The sequence below is a fragment of the Nocardioides ungokensis genome (assembly GCF_013466985.1).
GTDB classification, from domain to species: domain Bacteria; phylum Actinomycetota; class Actinomycetes; order Propionibacteriales; family Nocardioidaceae; genus Nocardioides; species Nocardioides ungokensis.
The window spans coordinates 1,096,907-1,119,534 of the sequence record NZ_CP059164.1 but is presented as its reverse complement, the minus strand read 5'-3'; the positions used below and the strand labels follow the sequence as shown (position 1 = coordinate 1,119,534).

Genomic DNA, 22,628 nt, shown 5'->3' with positions numbered 1-22,628 from the left:
TCCGCAGGCATGTGACGTCCTTCACTCGAGGGTGATGCCGAACGTACCGCCCGGTAGCCCCCGGTCAAAGGGTCTTGTGTCAGGCCGGGAGCTCGTCGGGGTCGGTGACCGGGCGCTCGCAGACCTGGCCACGACATACGTACGCCGCGGGGCGGCCGTCCACGTCGGTGCGGCCGGAGAGCAGCGGGATGTCCTCGCGCGGCCCGTCGGCCACGACCACCACCGCCCCGGGGACCCCGCGGGCGCGGCGCTCGAGCGCGTCACGATCGGCGCCGGCCGGGCCGACCACCGCGATCTCGAGGGGCCCGTCGAGCATCGCCTCGGCCGCGGCGAGCGACCACCCGGCGAAGCGCGGCGCCCGCTCAGCAAGAACGGCCACCGTCGCAACCGCCTCCTCCGCGGCCTGACGGTGCCGCCCGGACCCGGTCAGGGCGGCGTACTCCACCAGGGCGTGGACGGTCGCCGACAGCCCCGACGGGCTGGCGTTGTCTGACGGGTCCCTGGGCCGGGCGACCAGCGCCTCCGCATCGTCGGCGGTGTCGAAGAAGCCGCCGTCGTCGGCGCGGAACCGCGCCAGCGCGTCGTCGAGCAGGACGCGCGCACGCTCCAGCCACACGGCGTCGCCGGTCGCCTGGAGCAGCGCGAGGTAGCCGGACGCGACGCAGCCGAGGTCCTCCAGGACCGCTGCGTGCCGCCCTGCGGTCCCGTCGCGCGAGACACGCAGCAGCCGGCCGTCCACGGTGTGCACACGGGCGATGAGCTCACCGGCCGCGACCGCCGCGTCGACGTACGACTGCTCCTCGAGGAGCAGGCCGGCTGCGCACAGGCCCGAGATGGCCAACCCGTTCCACGCCGCGACCACCTTGTCGTCGCGCGCGGGCCGGACCCTGGACCCGCGCGCCGCGAGCAGCGTCGAGCGGACGTCGGCGAGGCGCTGCGCACCGGGCCCCTCGGGTTCGAGCAGGAGCTGCAGGGTCGAGGCGCCGTGCTCGAACGTGCCACCCGGCGTCACCTCGAAGGCCTGCGCCGCCCACGCCCCGTCGTCGGGGCCGAGCACCTCGACGAGCTGCTCGGGCGTCCAGGCGTAGAACCTGCCCTCCACACCCTCGCTGTCCGCGTCCAGCGCCGAGGCGAAGCCGCCCTCGTCGGTACGGAGCTCACGCAGCAAGAAGTCGGCGGTCTCGCGAGCGACCCGTTCCCCGAGCGGACCGCCCCACCGCGCGTACACACCCAGCAGCTGGGCGTTGTCGTAGAGCATCTTCTCGAAGTGCGGGACCACCCAGTGCCGGTCGACCGAGTAGCGCGCGAAGCCGCCGCCCAGCTGGTCGTACATCCCCCCGCGGGCCATCGCCTCGCAGGTCGCGTCCAGCATCGCCAGGGCGCGCTCGTCGTCGGTCCGCGCGGCGTGCCGGAGCAGGAACTCCAGCACCATCGACGGTGGGAACTTGGGGGCGTCGCCGAAGCCTCCCTCGCGACCGTCGAACTCCTGCGCGAGGGTCGCGACCGCGGCGTCCAGCACGTCCGCACCGAGCTGGCCCGAGGTGGCCGCCACCTGCTGGTTGAGGTGCTCGCGCAGGTTGGCGGCGACGCGGCGTACGTCGTCGCCGCGGGTCTGCCAGGCGTCCACCAGTGCCTGGAGCAGCTGACCGAACGACGGCTGCCCGTGGCGCGGCTGGTCGGGGAAGTAGGTGCCGGCGAAGAACGGGCTGCCGTCGTGGTCGAGGACGCAGGTCATCGGCCACCCGCCGTGGCCGGTCATCGCGGTGGTGGCCTGCATGTAGACCGCGTCGACGTCCGGCCGCTCCTCGCGGTCGACCTTGATGCTCACGAAGTGCTCGTTGAGGTAGGCCGCGGTGGCCTCGTCCTCGAAGGACTCGTGCGCCATCACGTGGCACCAGTGGCAGGCGGCGTACCCCACCGAGAGGAGCACGGGCACGTTGCGGCGCCGGGCTTCGTCGAACGCGTCGGTGCCCCACTCCCACCAGTCGACCGGGTTGTCGGCGTGCTGGAGCAGGTACGGCGAGGTCGCGTCACGCAGGCGGTTCACCCCTGCCACCCTGCCACCCACCACTGGTCACGCATCGGGCGGACCTGTCTCCACCTCGAGGCGGTAGCCGTGGGTGCGCAGGGTGGTGATCGTCGGCAACCTCGCCGGCGGGTCACGGCGCTCCGCCGCCACGGCCAGCCGGCGGCGCAGCGCCGCCACGTGGACGTCCAGGGTCTTGGTCGACCCGGTCCAGTTGCGGTCCCAGACGTCGTCCATCAGCGCTTCACGCGTCACCGCGCGGCCGGCGTCGGCGGCCAGGCGTGCCAGCAGGTCGAACTCCTTCGGCCGCAGCGGGACCTCCTCGCCACCGACGAGGCAACGGCGGGCAGCGGGGTCGAGGCTCAGGTCGCCGCTCGTGAAGGCCTCGGAGACCAACGCGCCCGCGGCGGCGCGACGCAGGTGGGCGCGGATGCGCGCCAGCAGCTCGGTCATCCGGAACGGCTTGGTGAGGTAGTCGTCGGCCCCCGACTCCAGACCCTCGATCACGTCCATCTCCTCCCGGCGCGCGGTCAGGACGACCACCACGCACAGGGGCTGCTGCCTGCTGAGCAACCGGCAGACGTCGATGCCGTCGATGTCGGGGAGTCCCAGGTCGAGCAGCACCAGCTCGAAGGCGTGGCCGCGGGCGGCAGTCAGCGCGCCGCGGCCGTCGCGGCACCAGGTGACGCGGTACCCGTTGGCCTCGAGCGCGGAGACCAGCAGCGCACCGATCTTCTCCTCGTCCTCGACGACCAGCAGCTCGGCCACGCCCTGAGCCTAGATGGATCGCAGCAGGGTCCGAGCCTGCCGCCTGGTCAGGTCGATCACGAGAACGGCGGTGACGCCCACCGCCAGAACCGTGCACGCGACCAAGAAGGTGAGGTATCCCCAGGGTGCAGCGAGCGACGAGGGCGGCGGGTCGAAGACGCCGGTCAGCACCTTCACGAGCAGGTACGACAAGCCCCACCCCGTGGCGAGCCCGCACCCGACCCCGACGAGCAGGACGAAGGCCGGCTCGGCCGCGCCGAACCGACGGACCTGGCGTCGGCTCGCGCCCAGGGCGGTGGCCACCGCTGTCGCCTGTCGTCGCTCGGCCATCCCCAGCCCGATCACGAGGCCACCCGCGGCCGCGGCGATCACCAGGGCGAAGGCCAGCTCGAGGCGCGTGAGGCTCGAGAGGTCGACCGAGGTCAGGCTCGACCCCACGAGCCCCCGTGCGTCATTGATGGTCCCGATGCTGCCGGAGGTTCCGACGACGCGCCGCACCGCGTCGGCCACCGAGGGCACGTTGGTCCCGCCGGTGTTCACGAGGAACGTCCCCACGGCGTCGCTGCCCGTCTGCCTGGCGACGTACGACGCGTTGGCGACGAGGAAGCTGTCCTTGGGTGCGGTCGGGAACTCGTTGACGATCCCGACGTAGTGGAACGTCACGGACTGGTAGGTGTGCGTCCTCGCGTCCTGGAGCCGGAGCCGTATCAAGTCACCCGGGTTGAGCTGGAAGTCGTTCACCGTCTCCGCACTGACGAGCACCGCATCTGGTCGCGACGCCAGCCGGGCCATCGACTGGGCCGCGGAGGCCCCCTGGAAGTAGGCGTCCTGGAGCGTCGTGGCGCGGCCCAGGGTGCCGGGGTCGATCCCGTAGAGGTCCTGAAGGTCGTTGCCGACGTAGGCGAACCGGTGCTGCAACGGCTCGACGGCCTTGACCCCGCGGACACTCGCCAGCCTCGAGGCGTACGCCGGGCCGGTGCCGGATCCCTGGGACTCCGTGACGGTGACGTCCGCGCCGTTGGTGAGCTGTGCGTCGACCTCGGCCTGCTGGCGGTAGGTGGTGTTGAAGGTGGCGGTGGAGACGGCGAACGCGATCGCGAGCGCGAGCAGGACGGCCGACTGCGACACGAGGCTGCGCTGCCGCATCAGCATGGAGGCGACCGTTCGTGCCAGCGGTCCCACCACCGGCCGGGCCGCGAGGGCGACGAGCCCCCGACCGCGCACCAAAAGGGTGTCGGCGACCCGCCAGCAGAGCAGGCCACACCCGATCCAGGCGAGGCCGGGGCGAGGAACGCCCAGTAGCTGACCGAGATCGTCGGCACACCCTCCGGCGCCAGCACGAGCGTGTACTTGTTGCGGCCCGAGGCCCAGAAGATCGCCAGGCCGACGGCGATCAGGGCGAGGTCCAGCCCGAACCGCAGCCAGACCGGCCTGCTGTCCCGCCCCTCTCGCGCCGCCTGGCCCGCCGCAACCGCCCGCAGGTCACGGATCGCCGGTACGGCGACCACCAGCCCCGCGATGACCAGGCCGGTGACTGCGGCCGCCACGTCCCACGGCCACGACGAGGCGGCACCGGTCGCCGCCGCGGCGGCCAGCCCGATCACAGCCCCGGCCACGCCCACCACCGCGGCCTCGACGAGGACCAGCCGGATCAGCTGGGCCGGCGTGCTCCCCCGTGCACGCAGGAGCGCCTGCTCCCTGCGGCGCCGTGGGGCGCCGGCCCGGGTGACAGCGGCGGTCAACGCCATTGCCAGCAGCGCGCCGGGAGCGCCGAGGAAGAGGAACAGGATTCGCGAGTAGCTCGCGTCCTCGCGAGCAGCGTCCAGGGAGGCGCCGAGGTTGTTCCCGACCACGGCTGCACCGCTGGTGCGCACCCCCAGGTTGTTGGCCGCGCCGGTCTCGGCGACGAAGGCCGAGGAGGGGTCACTCGGCAGCCCGGAATGGTCGCGCGCCGCGTGGATCTGCGTCGACACCTGGTCCGGGCGCGTGCGGGCGAGTGCGGCGTACTCGCTGCGGAAGCGGCCGGCCGGCAGCAGCACCACGTTGTCGGGCGGCGCGACCGGCTGTGACTGGCTCGGTGCGCCCACCATCTGGAAGAGCGAGTCGGCCTGTGGCAGCTCGACCACGCCCGCCACGGTGACCCTGTACGGAGGCAGGCCCACCCGTCTGATCTGGACTCGGTCGCCGGGGGCCACGTGGAGATTCGCAGCTGTCTGCTGGGCGACCAGGACGCCGTGCGCGCTGCCTGTCAGGAGCCGCAGCGCGAGCGGGAAGCTGTCGGCGTACCCCGCGGGCAGTCCCAGGACCTTCGCGGCGCCGGTGTCCTGGGTGGTGCCTCCAGCGGTGGCCCGCAGGCCGGAAGAGTCGGCGAAGCCCACCGGCAGTGCGGCAACGGTGCCCGGGGCCGCCCTGACGGCCCTCAGCACCGCGGCGGCGTTGCGGTGCGGGGCGACCTGCACCTGCCAGTCGACGGCGACCTGAGCGGCCGCGCGCTTCGTCATGGTGGCCTCCGAGGTGACCAGGAAACCGCCGAGTCCGGCAACGAGAGCGACCGCGATCGCGATACCGCCGGCGGCCGCCAGTAGGCGCAGGGGGCTCCTGCGCACAAGTCCGCGAACCCAGAGCAGGATCATGACGTCCCCACCAGCTCTCCGTCGCGCATCCGCCAGGTCTCCTTCATCCGGCTCGCCACCTCCGTGTCGTGCGTCGAAAGCACCAGCCCGGCGCCGAGGTGGTCGGCCGCCTCCAGCAGGACGTCGATCACTCGTTCACCCGAGGCGCGGTCCAGCTGGCCGGTGGGCTCGTCGGCAAAGATCAGCTGCGGTCCGGTGGTGACGACCCGGGCCACCGCCACCCGCTGCGACTGGCCCCCGGAGAGCTCATCGGGGACCTTGTCCGCCAACGATGCGATGCCGAGCCGGTCGAGGGACTCGATCGCCTGCGCCATCGCCTCCTCGTGGACAACCCCCTGCAGGATCAACGGGAAAGCCACGTTCTCGGCCGCCGACAGCGACGGGATGAGGCTGAGGCCCTGGAAGACCATGCCGGCGCGGGTGGGATCCTGGAACGGACCCGACTCCCAGGCCGGCCAGGTGACCGATCCCGACGTGGGGGCGTCGAGACCCGCCATCATCTGGAGCAGGGTGGACTTGCCGGAGCCGGACGGCCCCACCAGCGCGACCCGGCTGCATGCGCCGACCGAGCACGAGACGGAGTGCACGGCGACCACGGCCAGGCTGCCGCGCCCGAAGGTGCGGCCGGCGTCGTCACAGACGACGAGGGTGTCACTCATGCCACGAGCCGGCCGTCCTCGAGCTGCAGGACCCGATCCGCGGCACGGCGTACGGCGCGACTGTGGCTGGCGACCAGGATGGCGCAACCGGCCTCGGCACGCGTCCGGATCAGCTCAAGCAGCCGCGCTTCGGTCGCCTCGTCGAGCTCCCCGGTCGGTTCGTCCGCCAGCAGGACTCCCGGCCCGTTGACCAGGGCGACGGCCAGCGACGCGCGGGCCAGCTCTCCCCCCGAGAGCTGCTGCGGCCACGCCTTCGCGCGGTCGGCTATCCCGAGGTCCTCGAGCAGCTCGTCGACGCGGCCCTTGCCGCCGCCGATCCGGCGGACCAGGCGGAGGTTGTCCCTCAGTGTCAGGTGGGGCATCAGGTTCCCGGACTGGGCCATGGTGCCGATGTGTCGGGCCCGCAGGGCCGAGCGGGCCGCCTCGCTCCGCCCGCTCATCCGGCTGCCGTCAACCCAGACGGTTCCCCCCGAAGGCTCGTCGGTGCCGGCGAGGCAGGCCAGCAGTGTCGACTTCCCGGACCCGGACGGACCTGACACGACCACGACCTCCCCGGACGTGACCTCCAGGGAGACACCCTGCACGGCCAGCGTCTCCTCGTCCCCCGCCCGGTAGAAGCGGTAGATGTTGTCCGCTCGCAGTGACACGGTCCGAGTCACCTCCACTGCAGGGAGTCGCTGACGATCTGCCAGGGGTCGACGTTGTCCGCGTTGACGGGACCCGTGAGGGTGAGGATCGCCTCCTGGCCGGAGTGCCAGAACTCGAAGCGCTCCGCCACATCGCGAACGACCTTGTCCGTCACCGGGTTGGGGGCCGAGTCGAGCTGGTAGGTGATGTGGACGGCAGATCCGTGCTTCCGACTGACCATCGTCACAGCTCCGCCCGAGAAGCTGGGCACCGAGCGCTTCAGCGCGGGCACGTCCTGGCTCCGGGCACTGGCGACAGTGGGAGCACCTGCGCGCTTCCGGACCTCGATGCTGATGCTGTTGTACTTGTCGGTGAACGTCGTGACGCCGCGGGACGACGACCTCGCCCAGCCCTCGGGCACCGAGTAGTGCACCCGGGAGCCGGGGGCGGTGTGGTCGACGAAGACTGCGTTGTCGGGGATGTCGCCCGGCGGGTTGAACTCGGTGGCGTGCGGAGCCGACGGGGTGGCGGACCGCGAGGGCGACCGGTCCGCGTGGGGCGACGCCGGGCGAGACGTGCTCGTGCCGGGACCCGGCGCACTGCTCGTCGACGGGCTCGAGCTGCAGCCCGCGACGAGTGCGGCCAGGGAGACGATCGCGGCTCCAAGTGCGGTGGCGTTGCGCATGCGAGCCACCGTAGGAACCGCGGTGCCAGCCGGCGGCCAGCGTCAGGCAAGCGTTCGGCAAGAACACTCGGCGAGCCCCCTGTGTCGGTGAGAGGGTGACGATGTGCGGCGCCGGATCCTGACCGTGGCCCTGTCGGCGGTGGTGCTGGCGGTGCTCATCCTCGGCCTGCCGCTGGCCTATGCCATCCAGCGCAGCGCCGTGAGCGAGGAGCGTGGGGAGCTCGAGCGCGCCGCCCTCCGGGCCGCTGTCACGGTCTCCCCCAGCTACCGCACCGGCGACCCGGTCGAGCTGCCGCGGGCCTCGCAGCCGATCCGGGTCGGCCTCTACAGCCTGACCGGACGACGAGTGTCGGGCAGCGGCCCGGCGTCGCTGGAACCGGACGTGCTGGCCGCGTCGGCAACGGGAGGGGTGGCCGACGGCAGCACCGACGGCCTGCTGATCGAGGCGGTCCCGGTCAGCGTCGGTGAGCGCGTCATCGGCATCGTGCGCGCGTCATCGAGCCGGTCGACGGTCCGCTCGACCGTGGCCGAGGAGCTGCTCGCACTCGGGGCGCTCATCGTGGCGGCACTGCTCCTCGCGGGAGGGTTCGCCGCTTGGCAGGCGCGCCGCCTGGCCGGACCGCTGCGGTCGCTGGCCGATGCCGCGTCCGAGCTGGGTGCCGGCGACTTCTCGGTGAGGCCGCCCGCGAGCGGAGTGCCCGAGATCGACCGGACCGGCGACGCCCTGGCCGCCACGGCCACACGGTTGTCAGAGCAGATCGAAACGTGAGCGGGCGTTCGCTGCCCACGCCTCGCACCAGCTGCGACGCCGCTCACCCGTCTCCGGCTGGAGCTCGAGGCCGGGCTGACCGGGACCGAGGCCGGGCTGGGCAGCTGCCCGGGACGCGCTCGAGACGGCAGACCACCTGTCCCAGACGATCGATGACGTCTTGGCGCTGGCTCGGGAGCCACACGGCCCGGCGACCGACTTCGACGTCGAGCAGCTGCTCGCCGATTGCGCCACGCAATGGCGTGGCACCTTCGCAACGGCGGATCGGCCGCTGCGAGTGGTCGTCGACAACCGCCGCCGGCATCGGCGTCCCGGGTCGCCGTACGCCAGGTGCTCCAGGTCCTCATCGACAACGCCTACCGGCACGGGGAGGGAACCGTGACCCTGACAGCGCGCGAGAGCGGCGGTGCCGTGGCCATCGACGTGGCCGACCGCGGCTCGGCGGAGGTGGTCTGGCCGGCTCGGATGCGGCCGCGGGCCAGCTCGGTCTGGTGATGGCGCGGACCCTTGCGGCCTCCCAGACGGTCGACTCCTGCTTTCGAGCGATTCGTCGGGAACCCGTTTCACGTTCCTGGTCCCCGCGGCCGAGCCGGATCCGGGTGAACACTGACCGACGGTGTGACACGGCTCACAGACAGGAGGGCGGTCAGGTCGTTGTCAGGACTCGCCGCCAGCATGGTGGCATGACCACTACGACTGTCACGACCACGGGCCGGCGGATGCTCAACAAGGTCCCCGAGGTCACCGTCTACTTCTGGATCATCAAGATCCTGTGCACGACGGTGGGCGAGAGCTTCGCCGACTACATCAACGAGACCCTGGGCTTCGGCCTGACCAACACCACGGTCGTCTTCTCCGTGGCCCTGGTCATCGCGCTCGTCGCGCAGTTCCGGCTCAACCGCTACGTGCCGGGCATCTACTGGCTATCGGTCGTCCTGATCAGCGTCGTGGGCACCCTGCTCACCGACAACCTCACCGACGGCCACAACGTGCCGCTGTGGATCAGCTCCACCGTGTTCGCGGTCCTGCTCGCCGCGGTCTTCGGCATCTGGTACGCCCGCGAGCGGACCCTGTCGATCCACACCATCGTCACCACCCCCCGCGAGAGCTTCTACTGGCTGACCGTGCTCGTCACGTCGCCCTCGGCACCGCCGTCGGCGACTGGACCCTCGAGCTGACCGGCTGGTCCCCGGGCGCGTCGGTGCTGCTGCCGCTGGGCCTGATCCTGGCCGTCCTCACCGCCTGGAAGCTGGGCGCCGGACCGGTGCTGTCCTTCTGGCTGGCCTACATCCTGACCCGGCCGCTGGGCGCCAACATCGGCGACTACCTCGCCTCCGACAAGAGCGAGGGCGGGCTCGGGCTGGGCACCTTCGGGACCAGCATCCTCTTCCTCGGCACGATCCTCGCCGTCGTGGTCTTCCTGACCGTGACCGACAAGGACCGCAACCGAGGCCATCCACCCGGCCCAGGACTGACCGGGTCCGGGACGCCGAGAAGGAGACCGCCATGCCGGAGGAGCGCCCCCTGCGCATCCTGGTCGTGACCGACCACGCCGAGCCCACGCCCGAGCTGCGCGAGGCCATCCGGCACCGGCGGAGACCGGGGACGTCCAGTTCCGCCTCACCGTCCTCAACCCCGCCCCGCCGAGGTGCACCTGCTGCACCCGGAGCGGCACGACAGGGCCGCGGAGGCCGAGCAGACCCTGCGAGCGGCGCTGCCGCAGCTCGAGCAGGCTGCCGGCGGGCCGGTGGTCGGCTCCGTGTCGGTGCGGCACGACCCGATGGACGCCATCGAGGAGACCATCTACAACGAGCCCGTCGACGAGATCATGCTCGCGATCCCCGGGCACCACGTCTCCACCTGGCTCCACCAGGACCTGCCGCACCGGCTCAAGCACTTCAACCTCCCGGTGACGGTCGTCCGGCCCGACCCGGCCGGCTGACCCGGTCGGGACGCCTTCACGTTCGCTTCACGCGACCTGACTAGCGTCCCGACCGGGCACCGGCCACCCGGCCTCGCCCAGGAAGAGGCGCGAACCACCAGGAGGGCACGTGCACACCCTGATCACGGAGTCGGTCGGTCAGCTCCCCTTCGACCGGTCGTGGTTCCTCGACGTGAACTCCTTCGCGCGCGCCACGACGTGGCTGCACACCCCGGCGCGCGACTACGCCAAGTACGGCGTGGTGCTCTTCGCCGCGCTGCTCCTGTGGAGCTGGTGGGCGGCACGGGCCGTCGCGACCTCACCGCGGTCGCGGCCGCCCTGTGGGCGCCGGTCGGCACCCTCGTCGCGGTCGGGCTCAACCAGCCCCTGGGCCGCGCGGTGGGCGAGGCGCGCCCGTACGACGTGCTCCCCCACGTGGAGGTGCTGGTCTCGCGGACCGCCGACTTCTCTTTCCCCAGCGACCATGCGGTGATGTCGGGCGCGGTGGCCGCGGGCGTGCTCCTGGCGAACCGGCGGCTCGGCCTCGTGGCCGTCGTCGCCGCCGTCGCCATGTGCTTCACACGGGTCTACGTCGGGGCGCACTTCCCCGGCGACGTGATGGCGGGCGTACTGCTCGGCGCCGCCGTCACGCTCGCGGGATGGCTGCTGCTCCGCCGGGTCCTGGTCAGGCTGGTCGAGGCCCTGACCCGGACCCCGTTGCGGTTCCTGGTCAGCGCAGGCCCAGCCGCTTCGCGCAGCTCGGCCACGCGCCCCAGCCCTGATGGCGCTTGATCCGCTCCCCCACGACGATCTGCTCGCTCTTCGTGGCCCTGCTGGGCAGGGTGGCGAGCTTGCGCCCGCCGTAGCCGGCCCAGGTGCTGCGGCTGATCTGCAGGCCGCCGTAGTAGCCGTTGCCGGTGTTGATGTGCCAGCGACCGCTGGACTCGCACTGGGCCAGGCGGTCCCAGGTGCGGGTGCTGGCCGCATGGGCCGGCGCGTCCACGGCGGCCACGGTGGTCAGTGCGGCCAGGGCGGCCACGGCGGTCGAGATGAGCATGCGAAAGCGCATGAGAGTCCTCCACACGCCTTCGGGGTTAGCTGTCGGGTTCGGGCTGAGGTGTGCCCGGCCATCGGTGATGGCTTCACCCCGAGGGCCGCTGTCGCGACCCGGTGACACGGGTGGGTTCCCCGCTCCTGCCCTCGGTGCTCAAGGGGCCTCCGGCCGGGCAGGACTCGGCGTGACCGGGAGGCAGCCCCGGTTCACGGGACATGCCACCGTAGGCAGCGATCCGGCCGTCGCCAACCCCTCACCCCCCAGATGGGGGACACGGCCGTGCGAGGGACGGGACCCGCGCAGACCGGTGTCGGTTAGCCTCGAACGGTGAAGGTTCTCCGCCACGCCACCCTCGCCACCGCCGTCGTCGCCAGCGTCCTGACGGCTGGTTGCGCCTCGCACTCCTCCGGCCAGAGCTCGGCCCAGTCCTCCGGGCGGACCACCGGCGCCATCGCGACGGCGGCCCACACCGAGAGCGCGCACCGGGCCACCACGCCGAAGGTCACCAAGCTGCTGGTCGTGGTCGAGGAGAACCACTCGCTCTCCCAGATGAAGGCCGGAATGCCCTACACCTTCGGCCTGGCGAAGAAGTACGGCTACGCCACCCGCTACCGCGCCATCACGCATCCGTCCGAGCCCAACTACATCGCCATCGCCAGCGGCAAGACCTACGGCATCCAGGACGACGCCGACCCGTCGGCACACCGGCTCGGCGGCACGTCGGTCTTCGGGCAGGCGCTCGCCCGCGGCCGCACCGCGGCGGCGTACCTGCAGAGCATGCCCGGCAAGTGCGCCACCACCCCCAGCGGTGACTACGCCGTCAAGCACAACCCGTGGGCCTACTTCGTCAAGGAGCGCCGCGGCTGCCGCGCCCACGACCTGCCGATGACCCGCTTCGCGCCGGCCGTGACCGCGGGATCGCTGCCGCGCGTCGGCATGGTGATCCCCGACCTGCAGCACGACGCCCACGACGGCACGCTGAAGAAGGCCGACACGTGGTTCAAGTCCGTGATGACCAAGGTCTTCGCCGGCCCCGACTGGACGTCGGGCCACCTCGCGGTGGTGCTGACGGCCGACGAGGACGACCGGGCCCACGGCAACCGGGTCCTGACCGTCGTCATCCACCGCAGCCAGCAGCACCACGTCGTGGACACGAGGCTCAACCACTACTCGCTGACCCGGCTCTACGAGGACGTGGCGCACCTGCCCTACCTCAACGGCGCGCGCACCGCCAGGTCGATGTCGAAGGCCTTCGGGCTGCCCGTCGGCTGACCGGCCCCGGAGAGGGGCCTAGGAGGCGAAGACCTCCCGGAGCCGCGCCTCCTGCTCGGGCGTCAGGGGGGTCTCGAACGGCGTCTGGCCGGCGCCCTCGAACGCGTCCCCCACCGCGTCTGCCGCGCTGCCCGCCGACAGCACGAACAGGGCCGAGGTGCCCGGCCGGACGCCGGCCCGCACGGTCCGGACGAAGTCGTCCCCGAGCCCCACGCCCTCGAGCGCGTCGCTCGTCGCCCCGCCGGTCGAGTCGCCGGTCGATGCGTCTGCCGCCCCGCCGTCCGCGAGGGGCACCAGGAAGACCAGCCCCAGCAGCAGCCCCCAGAACGACGGCACCAGGGCGCCGCCGAGGTTCGTCGAGGGCGCCTGCCGCGTCCGTGGCCGAGGAGACCTGGGCGGCCAACCGGCCAGCCCCGCACCCAGGACCCGCACGACACCGCGCCGTTCGAGGTCCACCAGCGACCGGGCGGCCCGTTCGGCCCCGCGCGGCTCGTCGAAGAACCAGACCGTCATGGTCACCGCGCCCGCGGCCCGCTCCAGGACGGCCGCCACGGCACCCGCACGCGTGGCTTCGTCCGCGCGGCCGGCACCCGGCCTGCGGACCTCGCGCCAGGCGTGCCGGGCGAGGGCGACGACCGTCCGAGCGCTCAGCTGCTGTGGTGCGTCCTCCCCCTCGGGCGTCTCGCCCCGGGCCTCGACGACACTGGCCCACGCCCGGTTCACCGTGGTGCCGCCGATGAGGACCCTGGCCAGGAAGTAGGACCAGAGCATCACGGTGGCCGCGCTGCCCAGGGCGCCGTACAGCTGTGAGGCGCTGCTGATCTGGTGGGCCAGGAACAGCGCCGCCACCAGGTGCAGCCCCTCGGCCCCGACCCCGATGAGCAGGGCGCCCGGGATCAGCTCGGCGACCGACACGTGTGCCGGTCTGGGCAGCGCCGCCAGGATGATCCAGCCGAGCAGCGCGTAGGCGACCACGAGCAGGATCGCGACGACGAGCCCCACGGTGTAGCTGATGGTGCGCAGCCAGTTCGCGGCCAGCACCAGGGCCAGGGCCGAGCCCAGGAACCCGATGACCAGCCCCGCCGCCCGGGGCGGGTGGCGCAGCTTCACGACCGGCAGCTGCCAGGCGAGCAGGGTGGCCACCCACAGGGTCCGCGCCAACGTCAGCGAGGTCCTGAACAGTGCGATGAGCCCGGTGACCACCAGCCACCATCGCGCCTCGTGCGCCTGCGCAGTGGCGGTCGCGATCGTGGTCGCGGTGGTGCCGCCGAGGCCGATGTCGGCCGTGGCCCCGCGGGCCGACCCCGGCTCGGCGAAGCCCAGGAGGCCGACCAGGACCAGGCAGGCGGGCAGAAGCCACAGGAACAGCCGGAAGGCGAGCGCACCGGCCAGCAGGGGGCCGCCCGCGATCCGGTCGTGACCCGCCGCGGTGAGCAGGAAGCGAACGGCGGGGTACCGACGCCCCGCCCGGTCGAGGCGCTCCATCGCGTCGTCTCGCCGTCCCCTGGCCCACTCGGCGAGCGCCTCGGTCCGTCGACGCCGGGGCGGGGCGGCGTCGCGGTCGACCTGCACCGCCCCATCGTCTCCGCGGGTCCGGGGGGCCACCTCACTCGCGCCGGGTGAGAGCGGCACCCCGCGACAGTCAGGGCTCGTTCGTGGGGTGCGGCTCCGGCCCCTCGTCCGCGAGCTCGGCCTCCTGCCGGGCGGCACGCCCGTGGTGCCACACGATGACCCCGGCCACGACGAAGGCCAGCAGCAGCGCCCCACCGACCGCGCCGAGGCTCGACTCGACCCGCTGGTAGGACTTGCCCGCCACGAAGCCCAGGATGCAGATCGCCGTGCCCCAGGCGATCCCGCCCAGCGCGTTGTAGAACAGGAACCGCCGGTAAGGCATGTGGCTCATCCCGCACAGTCCCGGTGTGACGGCGCGCAGCAGCGCGGTGAACCGGCCCGCGACGACGGTCACGCCGCCCTTCTCGCGCAGCCGCTTGCGGGCGACCTCGAGCCGCGCCCGGTGTCGCCGCAGCGGCCGCGACTCGAGCATGCGCGGGCCGGCCAGCCGTCCGACCTCGTAGCCGACGCTGTCCCCCACGATCGCCGCGACGATCACGACGGCGAGCAGCGCCGGGAAGGAGAGGTGGCCGGCGGAGGCCAGGGCGCCCCCGAAGAGCACCGCTGTCTCGCCCGGCAGCACGAACCCGACGAAGAGCGCCGCCTCCGAGAACACGAGGGCCCCGATGATGGCGAGGGCCAGCGGCGCCGGGACAGACGTCAGCAGGCCGGTCACGTGTCCGATCAGGTTGCCCATGGTGCTCCCGACGCTACGAGGACCGGATGAAAGGCGCATGAAGGGCGCGCGCCCGGGAGCCGGGGGCCCGCTCCTAGGCTCTGCCCATGACGACCGCGCGCACCGTGCCCGTGACCACCGAGATGGACGGGGACGAGCTGGACGCCGAGGACGCATGGCGGCTGGTCCGCAGGTTCGGCCTGCGCCGGGTCGTCGCCGGGGCGTTCGTGCGGTTCCGCTACGGCGACGGGTTCACCAACAGCCGGGCGCTGGCGCTGCAGGCGTCGCTCGCGGTGGTGCCGTTCCTGCTCGCCCTGACCGGGCTGGCGGCCAACCTCGACCAGGAGCGACCCGCCCGCGTGGTGGCCGAGACGATCCAGAAGGTCTCCCCCGGGCAGGACGGTGGCGACGCGCTCGCCAACGCTGTCGACGGACCCCGGGACGGCGAGGAGGCCGGGGACCTCGCACTCGGCTTCGGCCTGGCCTTCGCGCTGCTCTCGATGACCACCGCGATGGCCCAGGTCGAGCGGGGGTCGAACCGGATCTACGGCATCCGCCGGGACCGGCCCGCACTCGCGAAGTACGGCCGCGCCGCGGTGCTGACGGCCGTGCTCGCCGGCCCGGTCGGCGTGGGCTTCCTGATGCTGGTGGCCGGCGGTTCGTTCGGGAAGGCGATGGTGACCAGCTACGGCTGGTCCGACGGCACGCTGGAAGCCTGGCAGGTGCTGCGCTGGCCGGTGGGCGTGGTGCTGCTGGTCTTCGCCATCGCCGTGCTGCTCGACCACGCACCGCGGCGGCGCCAGCCCGCCCTGAGCTGGCTCGCGCTCGGGGCCGCGGTCGCGGTGCTGCTCACCCTGCTCGCCACCGGGGCGCTCGCGGCCTACGTGCACGTCAGCTCCTCCTTCGGCAGCACCTACGGCCCGCTCGCCGGATTCGTCGCACTGCTGCTCTGGTCGCTGCTCTCGGCGATGGCCTTCTTCTACGGCGTCGCTGTGTGCGCGCAGCTGGAGGCGCTGCGGGCCGGCGACCACAGCCCGGCGTACGACGACCCGGGGCGACCGCACGGGCACGTCGTCAGCGGCTGACCGACCTCAGTCGTCGAACCTGAGCACCTCCTCGACGGGGCGCCTCGGGGTCCGCGGGAGGTCGTCGCGGGTCATCTCCTGCCAGCCCAGCCGCACCAGCAGCTGTGGCCACGCCGTGCCACCGAGCACGTCGCGCAGCTCCTCCCTCGTCTCGGGCACCTCGGCCACCTGGCTGAGCGGCAGCAGCGAGAGACCCTCCCGGACGGTCGCCAGCCACAGCGCGCTGAGGGTCTCCCCGCACCGCAGCCAGGACAGGGCGTCGTCCTCGACCGTGCACAACGCGACCAGGCCGTCCACGAACTCCGTCGGCTCGCCCCGCGGGTCCGGCAGCTCGCCGGACTGGTAGCGCGACGGCATCGCGGGCCGGTTGGGGTTGATCTCCGGGATGCTGCTCGGCGGGATCCCCTCCGGCCCCTCCACGGCGACCCAGCGTGCCGCCTCGGCGGCGTACTCCTCGTCGCCGCGCTGGATCTCGTCGGCCCGGCGCAGGATCCGGTCCACGCGCTGACGGGCGCCGGGGTCGACCAGCGGGATGACGAGCGCTCCCCAGTCCGCGGCCCGCTCGGCGAGCCGGTCCAGGCGCTCGACCGGCAGCGGCCACGAGGTGAACCTGCGGCGGTCGGTGCTGCGGATCTGCAGCGCGTGGAGCTGCTCCTCGGCCGCAGGGACAATGCGCCCCGGGACGAGGTCGAGCGTGGCCAGCAGGACCGGGTCGTCGGCGTCGGGGCAGCGTTGCACGGACACCTGCCACCCCATCCCCTCGGCGGCCACCTGCGCGTGGTGCAGCGCGGCACCACAGCTGAGCACCAGGGTGCGTCCGTCGGGGTCGGCGTGCGGCAGCACGCGGTCTCGGTCGGCGTAGAGGCGCAGGCGCGTCCCCTCGGCGCGCCAGAGCCACGGCTGGGTGTTGTGCACGCTCGGAGCACGGCAGGCGAGCTCGACGATCTCGCGGAACGGGACGGAGGTCTGAGCAGGCCTCGGCGCGGCTGCTGACCCTCTCATCGTCGTCCTCCTCGAGTGCTCGTCCACAGGCCTTCCGTGATCCGCCTCCAGCAGCCTCGCGGCCGGGGGTCCGCAGGGTGCAGGGCACTTGGTCCCGGGGCCCGTGACGAACGGACGTTTCCGGGGTCGGGCGACGCAGTAGCGTGACGGCATGGACGCCGATCAGTGGGACGCGAGGTACGCCGCCACCGACCTGGTCTGGTCGGTGACGCCCAACCAGTTCGTCGCCGCGGAGGTCGCCGACCTGGCTCCGGGCAGCGCCGTGGACCTGGCCGCCGGTGAGGGCCGCAACGCCATCTGGCTCGCCTCGCGGGGCTGGGACGTCGTCGCGGTCGACTACTCGAGCGTCGGGCTGGCCAAGGGTCGACGGCTCGCCGAGGACCAGCAGCTGCCGGGCTCGGTCTCGTGGGTGTGCGCCGACGCCACGACGTGGGAGTCGGCGCCGGTGCACGACCTGGTGGTGATCGCCTACCTGCAGCTGCCGGCCGACGAGCGCCGAGCGGCGGTACGCCGCGGCTTCGCCGCCCTGCGACCCGGCGGCACCCTCCTGGTGGTCGCGCACGACACGACCAACCTGGCCGAGGGCACCGGAGGTCCCCAGGACCCTCGGTGCTCATGACGGCCGACGACGTGCTGGGCGACCTGACCGGCGAGGACCTCGAGGTGGTGCGGGCGGGGCGGGTGGCCCGTACCGTCGACGACGGCCACGGCGAGGAGCCCGCGCGCACCGCGTGGGACTGCCTGGTGCGCGTCGTACGCACCGCCTGACCTGCGTCAGGAGGACTGGCGGCCGTGGTTCTCCGGCTGCTCGCCTCGCTGTCCACCGGGGTGTCCGCCGGGGCCGGCGCATCACTCTGTGCCTGACCTTGGGCAGGGCCCTCGACGGGCCGGCCGGGACGGGCCGCGTCGGGGTCGTCGTACACGCCGGCGTCCTGGGCGGCCTGGGCCTTCTTCAGCTGCCGGACCAGGCTCCAGCCGAGCAGGGCGACCGCGACACCGAGGCCGATGAAGATCGCGAAGGCCGTCCAGCCCGCCTTGACGTCCTCGGGCTGGGGAGGCTCGTCGACGAGGTGCATGACGAGGGGCAGGACCTGGCCCGTGATGAGCGCGTGGAACGGCATGGGAGCAGTCTCTCAGGAGGGGGTCGGGAGGCCTGCGAAGAGGTCGTCCTCCGGGGTGCTGGTCGAGACGTGACTCACCACCAGCTCGTAGTCCTCGGTGGGCCAGACCTTCTCCTGGAGCTCGCGCGGGATGGCGAACCAGAAGCCGTCGGGGTCGATCTGGGTCGCGTGGGCGAGCAGCGCCTGGTCGCGGACCCCGAAGTAGTCCCCGCACGGCACCCGGGTGGTGATCCGGGCGTCCCACTCCGGCTCGGGCTTCCACTCCTTGAGTCGCTCCTCCCACGGTGACTCCAGGCCGTGCGCGAGCATCGCGTCGTGCAGCGCCTGCATCCGCGGCCGGTTGAAGGAGTGGTGGTAGTAGAGCTTCAGCGGCTGCCAGGGCTCCCCCAGGTCGGGGTAGCGCTCGGGGTCGCCGGCCGCCTCGAACGCCGCCACCGAGACCTTGTGGCACATGACGTGGTCGGGGTGCGGGTAGCCGCCGCGCTCGTCGTAGGTCGTCATGACGTGCGGCCGGAACTCGCGGATCAGGCGCACCAGCGGCGCGGCGGCCTCCTCGAGCGGCACGAGCGCGAAGCACCCCTCGGGCAGCGGCGGCTTCGGGTCGCCCTCGGGCCAGCCCGAGTCGACGAAGCCGAGCCAGTCCTGGCGGATGCCGAGGATGTCGCGGGCGCGGTCCATCTCCTCGCGGCGGACCTCGGTGATGTTCTCGAGGATGTCGGGGCGGTCCATCTTGGGGTTGAGGATCGAGCCCCGCTCGCCACCGGTGCAGGTGGCGACGTGCACGTCGACGCCCTCGTCGACGTACTTCGCCGTCGACGCCGCGCCCTTGCTCGACTCGTCGTCGGGGTGCGCGTGGACGTGCATCAGGCGGAGGCCGGCGCGAGGACCGGTGCGGAGGGCGTGCGGCATGGGTCTCATCGTAGGACGGCGACCGCGGCCCCCTCCGCGTCGGCTCCCCCGGGGGTGCGAGCATGAGGGCGTGACCACGCACGACGCGCTCGCCGACCGCTACGGCGCGCCCGCGCCCTGGCGACGTCGGGCCGTGATCGCGGCCAGCGTCGCCGTCTCCCTGGCGTTCCTGGGGTGGCTGACCTGGACCATCTGGGAGAGCTCCACGCCGGCTGTCGACTCCGACATCGTGGGCTACTCGATCGAAGGGCAGCACGCAGCGACGGCCCGGGTCGACGTGCGGCTCAAGGACGACACGGTTCGGGCCCAGTGCCTGCTTCGGGCCTACGCCGAGGACCACTCCGTGGTCGGCGAGCTGTCCTTCACCCCGGTGTACGGCGCGCAGCAGCCGCTCGAGGAGACCGTGCGCACCGAGCGCCGGGCGACGTCGGTGGAGCTCGTCGGCTGCACCGCCCCGGGTGAGCCGCGACCGCGCTGACCTGCGTCGGGAGCGCTTGGACTGTAGACTCGAATCTTCTGGCTGTCCCGCTGGGGTCCAGGCACCGGCCCCGGCGTCGTCCGAGGCACGACCCGTGGTCGCCCGACGGGGACAGCCGCACCGACGTTCGCGGCGGGCCTCCCGCCACCAACCGAGTATTCGCAGGAGTACCCATGACGCAGTCCACCGAGCAGGGCACGATCTGGCTGACCCAGGACGCCTACGACAAGCTCCGCGCCGAGCTGGAGAACCTCAAGGGTCCCGTGCGACAGGAAGTCATCGAGCGGATCAGCGCTGCCCGCGACGAGGGTGACCTCAAGGAGAACGGCGGCTACCACGCCGCCCGTGACGAGCAGGGCAAGGTCGAGGGCCGGATCCGCCAGCTCGAGGACATGCTCCAGCGCGCCCAGGTCGGCGAGACCCCCGCGGACGACGGCACCGTCTCCCCCGGCATGAAGGTGACCTACAAGTTCGTCGGCGATGACGACGACGAGGCCGAGACCTTCCTGCTCGGCGCCCGCGAGATCGAGGACTCCGTCGACGGCCTGAAGGTCTACTCGCCCCAGTCGCCGCTCGGCACCGCCATCATCGGCGCGCGGGTCGGCGAGACCGTGGCGTACGAGGCCCCGAACGGCAAGACGCTCGAGGTCGTGATCGTCGACGCGACGCCGTTCACCGGCTGACCCACCCGTCGAGTCGGCGCCGGCCTCCCTGACAGGGGACGCCGGCGCCGTTTCGCGTCTCCGGCTATGTGAAGACCCGGTAGCCGCGCTCGCGCAGCCGGGCAGTCACCTGCTCGGCGTGCGGCTCGCCGCGCGTCTCGAGCTGCAGGTGCACCTCGACCTCGTCGAGGTGGAGCGAGGGCGAGATGCGCTCGTGCACGACCTCGAGGACGTTCGCCCCCGCGGCGCCGATCTCGGTGAGCAGGGTCGCCAGGCCACCCGGCAGGTCGGGGATGCACACCCGCATGTTGAGGTAGCGGCCTGCCGCGGCCATGCCGTGCCGGATCACCTTGCCGAGCAGCAGCGGGTCGATGTTGCCGCCCGAGAGCAGCGCGACCGTGGGGGTGCGGAACTCCGTGGGGCGGTCGAGCATCGCCGCCACCGCGGCGGCACCGGCCGGCTCGACGACCATCTTGGCCCGCTCGAGCAGCGCCAGCAGGGCGCGGGCGAGCGAGTCCTCCGACACCGTCATGATCTCGTCGACGTGGTCGCGGACCGCCGCGAAGGTGATGTCACCGGACGCCCGACCGCGATGCCGTCGGCCATCGTGGTCATGTGCTCCAGCGGGACCGGGCGGCCCTCGGCCAGCGACCCCGGGTACGCCGCCGCGCCCGCGGCCTGGACGCCGATCACTCGGACGTCGGGCCGCAGCGCCTTCACCGCGATCGCGACGCCCGCCAGCAGGCCGCCGCCCCCGGTGGGGACCAGCACGGTCTCGACGTCGGGCGTCTGCTCGAGGATCTCGAGGCCGACGGTCCCCTGCCCGGCCACGATGTCGACGTGGTCGAAGGGGTGGATCAGCACCGCCCCGGTCTCCGCGGCGAAGGCGTGGGCGGCCTCCAGCGCGTTCTCGAGGTAGCGGCCGTGGAAGATCACGTCGGCGCCGTACCCCCGGGTCGCCTTCTCCTTGGGGATCGGCGCCCCCTCGGGCATGAACACCGTCGACTTGATGCCCAGCAGCTGGGCCGCGAGCGCGACGCCCTGGGCGTGGTTGCCGGCCGAGGCCGCCACGACCCCGTGCGCCCGCTCCTCGGGCGAGAGGCCGTGCGATGCGGACGTAGGCGCCGCGGGCCTTGAACGACCCGGTGCGCTGGAGGTTCTCGCACTTGAGGCTGACCGGGCCCCCGGCGAACGCCGAGAGCCACCGGGACTCCTCCATGGGGGTGTAGACCGACACCCCCTCGAGGGCCTCCCGCGCGGCCCTGATGTCGGCAAGGGTCACTTCCGGCGCGTCACTCATGTTCCAGGGCCTCCTTCGTCGGGGGCTCCTCGCCCAGCTCTCGGTAGTCCTCGTCCAGCTCCTCCTCGGGGTCGTCCCCGGGGGCGGTGTAGTTGGCGAGGTGCTGCACCACGGCGTTGACCGCGGCCGCCAGCGGCACGGCGACCAGGGCACCGGGGATCCCGGCGACCAGGACACCGCAGCCGATCGCGATGATGACACCCAGCGGGTGCACCGACACCCACCGGCCCATCAGGAAGGGCTGGAGCACGTGCCCCTCGATCTGCTGCACGAGGATCACCACGGCCAGCATCAGCAGGGCGGTGATCGGCCCCTGGGCCACCAGGGCGACCAGGATCGCGACGATGCCGGCGACGGTCGCGCCGATCATCGGGATGAACGCGCCGAGGAACACCAGCACACCGATGGCGAGCACGAACGGCACCCCGAGGATCGCGGCGCCGGTCATGATGCCGAGGGCGTCGGTGGCGGCCACGATCACCGTGGCCCGGACGAACTGGGTCAGCGAGATCCAGGCGACCCGGCCCGAGCTGTCCACGTGCTGCCGGCCGGCGCGCGGGGCCAGGCGCACGATCCAGGCCCAGATCCGCTCTCCGTCGGCGAGGAAGAAGTACGTCGAGAACAGCACGATGAAGAACCCGGCCAGCACGTGCCCGATGCCGTGCCGACCTCGGTCACGCGGCCCAGGATCGAGCCACCGTCGGTGGACGCGTGATCGCCTTCTGGGCCCGGCTGATGTACTGGTTGATCTGGGTCGCTGGCGTGCAGCGGCCCGGTCTTGAGCCAGTGCTTGATCTCGTCGAGGCCCTTCACGGTCTGGTCGGCGAGGTCGTTGGCGCCGTTGGCGACCTGCTGGCCGGCGAAGGTCAGCAGCGCGGCCACGAAGCCGATCCCGGCGATCACGACCAGGATCGAGGCGAGCCCGCGCGGCATCCCCATCCGGTGCATGCCGTTGACGACCGGGCTGACCAGGGCGGTGATCAGCAGGGCGATGACGACCGGCAGCACCACGACCGCGAAGAAGCCGACCGCCCAGAACACGACGTACCCGGCCGCGACGATGACCAGGAACCGCCAGCCCCAGGCGGCCGCCAGGTCGAGGCCCCACGGCACCTGGGCGCGGCTGAAGTTCGACCGCCCGGGCGTGATCGGCACGGGCTCGGCCCGGCGCTCGTCGCGCAGCTGAGCCCACTGGTGGGCCAGGCGCTGGGCGAGGCCCTCGTCGTCCTCGGCGCGGGTGCGCAGCCCCATGATCGGCAGCCGGCGGCGGCCCTCGGGTGCCCCGGGCTGCGTGTCGGAGTCCGGTCGTCGACCTGCCTGGTCGGCGGCGTCGTCGACGTCCGGACCGTCAGCCTCGTTGCTCACCGCGA

General features: G+C 72.7%; 26 protein-coding genes, 1 pseudogene and 1 riboswitch. Of the genes and pseudogenes, 12 read left to right on the top strand and 15 right to left on the bottom strand.

Annotation, left to right across the window (positions count from 1 at the left end):
• Window positions 1-79: 79 nt before the first annotated feature.
• Genes H0S67_RS05610 through H0S67_RS05585 form a run of 7 tightly spaced genes read right to left on the bottom strand, consistent with a single transcriptional unit; the run spans window position 80 to window position 7,398 of the window.
• A complete protein-coding gene (locus H0S67_RS05610; RefSeq protein ID WP_180935775.1) occupies window positions 80-2,047 on the bottom strand; it encodes a DUF255 domain-containing protein in 1,968 nt (655 codons plus the stop codon).
• A 27-nt stretch (window positions 2,048-2,074) separates the two neighbouring features.
• Entirely contained in the window at window positions 2,075-2,794 is a 720-nt protein-coding gene (locus H0S67_RS05605) for a response regulator transcription factor (RefSeq protein WP_180935774.1), read from the bottom strand.
• A 9-nt stretch (window positions 2,795-2,803) separates the two neighbouring features.
• Window positions 2,804-3,946, bottom strand: coding sequence for an FtsX-like permease family protein (locus H0S67_RS23175; protein WP_219635496.1), 1,143 nt, complete (start codon window positions 3,944-3,946; stop codon window positions 2,804-2,806).
• Window positions 3,940-5,427 carry an FtsX-like permease family protein gene (locus H0S67_RS23170; RefSeq protein ID WP_425489883.1) on the bottom strand — a complete coding sequence of 496 codons (1,488 nt, stop codon included), beginning with the start codon at window positions 5,425-5,427 and terminating at the stop codon, window positions 3,940-3,942. The genes H0S67_RS23175 and H0S67_RS23170 overlap by 7 nt, the downstream gene beginning before the upstream one ends.
• Window positions 5,424-6,086: an ABC transporter ATP-binding protein gene (locus H0S67_RS05595; protein WP_180935773.1), complete on the bottom strand. Its 663-nt coding sequence runs from the start codon at window positions 6,084-6,086 to the stop codon at window positions 5,424-5,426. Before H0S67_RS05595 ends, H0S67_RS23170 begins: the two co-directional genes overlap by 4 nt.
• Window positions 6,083-6,733, bottom strand: a complete 651-nt coding sequence (locus H0S67_RS05590) for an ABC transporter ATP-binding protein (RefSeq protein WP_246355161.1) — start codon at window positions 6,731-6,733, stop codon at window positions 6,083-6,085. The genes H0S67_RS05595 and H0S67_RS05590 overlap by 4 nt, the downstream gene beginning before the upstream one ends.
• Before the next feature lie 8 nt (window positions 6,734-6,741).
• On the bottom strand, window positions 6,742-7,398 hold the full coding sequence (locus tag H0S67_RS05585; RefSeq protein ID WP_180935771.1) for a hypothetical protein: 657 nt from the start codon (window positions 7,396-7,398) through the stop codon (window positions 6,742-6,744).
• A gap of 103 nt (window positions 7,399-7,501) precedes the next feature.
• On the opposite strand from H0S67_RS05585, the gene H0S67_RS05580 reads away from it, so the two are divergent.
• The 6 genes from H0S67_RS05580 (at window position 7,502) to H0S67_RS05560 (ending at window position 10,880) form a co-directional block, all read left to right on the top strand.
• Window positions 7,502-8,167: a HAMP domain-containing protein gene (locus H0S67_RS05580; RefSeq protein WP_180935770.1), complete on the top strand. Its 666-nt coding sequence runs from the start codon at window positions 7,502-7,504 to the stop codon at window positions 8,165-8,167.
• A 330-nt stretch (window positions 8,168-8,497) separates the two neighbouring features.
• On the top strand, window positions 8,498-8,662 hold the full coding sequence (locus tag H0S67_RS05575) for a sensor histidine kinase (RefSeq protein ID WP_180935769.1): 165 nt from the start codon (window positions 8,498-8,500) through the stop codon (window positions 8,660-8,662).
• A gap of 188 nt (window positions 8,663-8,850) precedes the next feature.
• Window positions 8,851-9,345 carry a COG4705 family protein gene (locus H0S67_RS24550; RefSeq protein WP_246355160.1) on the top strand — a complete coding sequence of 165 codons (495 nt, stop codon included), beginning with the start codon at window positions 8,851-8,853 and terminating at the stop codon, window positions 9,343-9,345.
• A 23-nt stretch (window positions 9,346-9,368) separates the two neighbouring features.
• Window positions 9,369-9,710 (top strand): COG4705 family protein, encoded by a 342-nt coding sequence (locus H0S67_RS24545; protein ID WP_246355159.1) that lies wholly within the window; start codon window positions 9,369-9,371, stop codon window positions 9,708-9,710.
• A 105-nt stretch (window positions 9,711-9,815) separates the two neighbouring features.
• The gene (locus H0S67_RS05565; RefSeq protein ID WP_180935768.1) at window positions 9,816-10,109 is read left to right on the top strand and encodes a hypothetical protein; all 294 of its coding nucleotides are present in this window, start codon (window positions 9,816-9,818) and stop codon (window positions 10,107-10,109) included.
• A gap of 264 nt (window positions 10,110-10,373) precedes the next feature.
• Window positions 10,374-10,880 carry a phosphatase PAP2 family protein gene (locus tag H0S67_RS05560; protein WP_246355158.1) on the top strand — a complete coding sequence of 169 codons (507 nt, stop codon included), beginning with the start codon at window positions 10,374-10,376 and terminating at the stop codon, window positions 10,878-10,880.
• Here the strand turns inward: H0S67_RS05560 and H0S67_RS05555 are convergent.
• Window positions 10,819-11,145 (bottom strand): transglycosylase family protein, encoded by a 327-nt coding sequence (locus H0S67_RS05555; protein ID WP_246355157.1) that lies wholly within the window; start codon window positions 11,143-11,145, stop codon window positions 10,819-10,821. The two genes, H0S67_RS05560 and H0S67_RS05555, sit on opposite strands and share 62 nt — an antisense overlap.
• Before the next feature lie 11 nt (window positions 11,146-11,156).
• A riboswitch (cyclic di-AMP (ydaO/yuaA leader) is annotated at window positions 11,157-11,304 on the bottom strand.
• A gap of 165 nt (window positions 11,305-11,469) precedes the next feature.
• On the opposite strand from H0S67_RS05555, the gene H0S67_RS05550 reads away from it, so the two are divergent.
• A complete protein-coding gene (locus tag H0S67_RS05550) occupies window positions 11,470-12,414 on the top strand; it encodes an alkaline phosphatase family protein (protein ID WP_246355156.1) in 945 nt (314 codons plus the stop codon).
• A gap of 18 nt (window positions 12,415-12,432) precedes the next feature.
• Here the strand turns inward: H0S67_RS05550 and H0S67_RS05545 are convergent, their stop codons facing one another.
• Together H0S67_RS05545 and H0S67_RS05540 are read right to left on the bottom strand one after the other, a co-directional pair.
• Window positions 12,433-13,986, bottom strand: coding sequence for a YhjD/YihY/BrkB family envelope integrity protein (locus H0S67_RS05545; protein ID WP_180935766.1), 1,554 nt, complete (start codon window positions 13,984-13,986; stop codon window positions 12,433-12,435).
• A 70-nt stretch (window positions 13,987-14,056) separates the two neighbouring features.
• Window positions 14,057-14,722, bottom strand: coding sequence for a DedA family protein (locus tag H0S67_RS05540; protein WP_180935765.1), 666 nt, complete (start codon window positions 14,720-14,722; stop codon window positions 14,057-14,059).
• Window positions 14,723-14,808: 86 nt separating this feature from the next.
• On the opposite strand from H0S67_RS05540, the gene H0S67_RS05535 reads away from it, so the two are divergent.
• Complete coding sequence (locus tag H0S67_RS05535) at window positions 14,809-15,786, top strand: YihY/virulence factor BrkB family protein (protein WP_180935764.1); 978 nt, start codon at window positions 14,809-14,811, stop codon at window positions 15,784-15,786.
• 6 nt (window positions 15,787-15,792) lie between these two features.
• Here H0S67_RS05535 and H0S67_RS05530 read toward each other — a convergent pair whose 3' ends face one another.
• Complete coding sequence (locus H0S67_RS05530) at window positions 15,793-16,788, bottom strand: Acg family FMN-binding oxidoreductase (RefSeq protein ID WP_180935763.1); 996 nt, start codon at window positions 16,786-16,788, stop codon at window positions 15,793-15,795.
• A gap of 151 nt (window positions 16,789-16,939) precedes the next feature.
• Between H0S67_RS05530 and H0S67_RS05525 the strand changes: the two genes are divergently transcribed.
• Together H0S67_RS05525 and H0S67_RS23165 are read left to right on the top strand one after the other, a co-directional pair.
• Window positions 16,940-17,407 carry a class I SAM-dependent methyltransferase gene (locus H0S67_RS05525; protein ID WP_219635494.1) on the top strand — a complete coding sequence of 156 codons (468 nt, stop codon included), beginning with the start codon at window positions 16,940-16,942 and terminating at the stop codon, window positions 17,405-17,407.
• Window positions 17,404-17,556, top strand: coding sequence for a hypothetical protein (locus H0S67_RS23165; protein ID WP_219635493.1), 153 nt, complete (start codon window positions 17,404-17,406; stop codon window positions 17,554-17,556). The genes H0S67_RS05525 and H0S67_RS23165 overlap by 4 nt, the downstream gene beginning before the upstream one ends.
• A gap of 365 nt (window positions 17,557-17,921) precedes the next feature.
• Here H0S67_RS23165 and mca read toward each other — a convergent pair whose 3' ends face one another.
• Window positions 17,922-18,818: a mycothiol conjugate amidase Mca gene (gene mca / locus H0S67_RS05520; protein ID WP_180935762.1), complete on the bottom strand. Its 897-nt coding sequence runs from the start codon at window positions 18,816-18,818 to the stop codon at window positions 17,922-17,924.
• Between the two features lie 70 nt (window positions 18,819-18,888).
• Here mca and H0S67_RS05515 point away from each other — a divergent pair, with 70 nt between their 5' ends.
• Window positions 18,889-19,296, top strand: a complete 408-nt coding sequence (locus tag H0S67_RS05515; RefSeq protein ID WP_180935761.1) for a DUF4307 domain-containing protein — start codon at window positions 18,889-18,891, stop codon at window positions 19,294-19,296.
• 173 nt (window positions 19,297-19,469) lie between these two features.
• Complete coding sequence (gene greA, locus H0S67_RS05510; protein ID WP_180935760.1) at window positions 19,470-19,979, top strand: transcription elongation factor GreA; 510 nt, start codon at window positions 19,470-19,472, stop codon at window positions 19,977-19,979.
• Window positions 19,980-20,043: 64 nt separating this feature from the next.
• Here greA and ilvA read toward each other — a convergent pair.
• From ilvA to H0S67_RS27250, 3 genes and pseudogenes are all read right to left on the bottom strand, one after another.
• Window positions 20,044-21,177: pseudogene (ilvA, locus tag H0S67_RS05505) on the bottom strand (threonine ammonia-lyase).
• 73 nt (window positions 21,178-21,250) lie between these two features.
• Window positions 21,251-21,844, bottom strand: coding sequence for an AI-2E family transporter (locus tag H0S67_RS26465; protein WP_343050492.1), 594 nt, complete (start codon window positions 21,842-21,844; stop codon window positions 21,251-21,253).
• Window positions 21,760-22,623, bottom strand: coding sequence for an AI-2E family transporter (locus H0S67_RS27250; RefSeq protein ID WP_343050359.1), 864 nt, complete (start codon window positions 22,621-22,623; stop codon window positions 21,760-21,762). The genes H0S67_RS26465 and H0S67_RS27250 overlap by 85 nt, the downstream gene beginning before the upstream one ends.
• Between the last annotated feature and the right edge of the window lie 5 nt (window positions 22,624-22,628).

Excerpts from the sequence above, each read along its gene's own strand:
- H0S67_RS23170 (WP_425489883.1), bottom strand. The coding sequence starts at position 5,427 with ATGATCCTGCTCTGGGTTCGCGGACTTGTGCGCAGGAGCCCCCTGCGC.
- H0S67_RS24550 (WP_246355160.1), top strand. The coding sequence starts at position 8,851 with ATGACCACTACGACTGTCACGACCACGGGCCGGCGGATGCTCAACAAG.
- H0S67_RS05555 (WP_246355157.1), bottom strand. The coding sequence starts at position 11,145 with ATGCTCATCTCGACCGCCGTGGCCGCCCTGGCCGCACTGACCACCGTG.
- H0S67_RS23175 (WP_219635496.1), bottom strand. The coding sequence starts at position 3,946 with ATGCTGATGCGGCAGCGCAGCCTCGTGTCGCAGTCGGCCGTCCTGCTC.
- H0S67_RS05595 (WP_180935773.1), bottom strand. The coding sequence starts at position 6,086 with ATGAGTGACACCCTCGTCGTCTGTGACGACGCCGGCCGCACCTTCGGG.
- greA (WP_180935760.1), top strand. The coding sequence starts at position 19,470 with ATGACGCAGTCCACCGAGCAGGGCACGATCTGGCTGACCCAGGACGCC.
- mca (WP_180935762.1), bottom strand. The coding sequence starts at position 18,818 with ATGCCGCACGCCCTCCGCACCGGTCCTCGCGCCGGCCTCCGCCTGATG.
- H0S67_RS05530 (WP_180935763.1), bottom strand. The coding sequence starts at position 16,788 with ATGAGAGGGTCAGCAGCCGCGCCGAGGCCTGCTCAGACCTCCGTCCCG.
- H0S67_RS23165 (WP_219635493.1), top strand. The coding sequence starts at position 17,404 with ATGACGGCCGACGACGTGCTGGGCGACCTGACCGGCGAGGACCTCGAG.
- H0S67_RS05585 (WP_180935771.1), bottom strand. The coding sequence starts at position 7,398 with ATGCGCAACGCCACCGCACTTGGAGCCGCGATCGTCTCCCTGGCCGCA.
- H0S67_RS05525 (WP_219635494.1), top strand. The coding sequence starts at position 16,940 with ATGGACGCCGATCAGTGGGACGCGAGGTACGCCGCCACCGACCTGGTC.
- H0S67_RS05540 (WP_180935765.1), bottom strand. The coding sequence starts at position 14,722 with ATGGGCAACCTGATCGGACACGTGACCGGCCTGCTGACGTCTGTCCCG.
- H0S67_RS05535 (WP_180935764.1), top strand. The coding sequence starts at position 14,809 with ATGACGACCGCGCGCACCGTGCCCGTGACCACCGAGATGGACGGGGAC.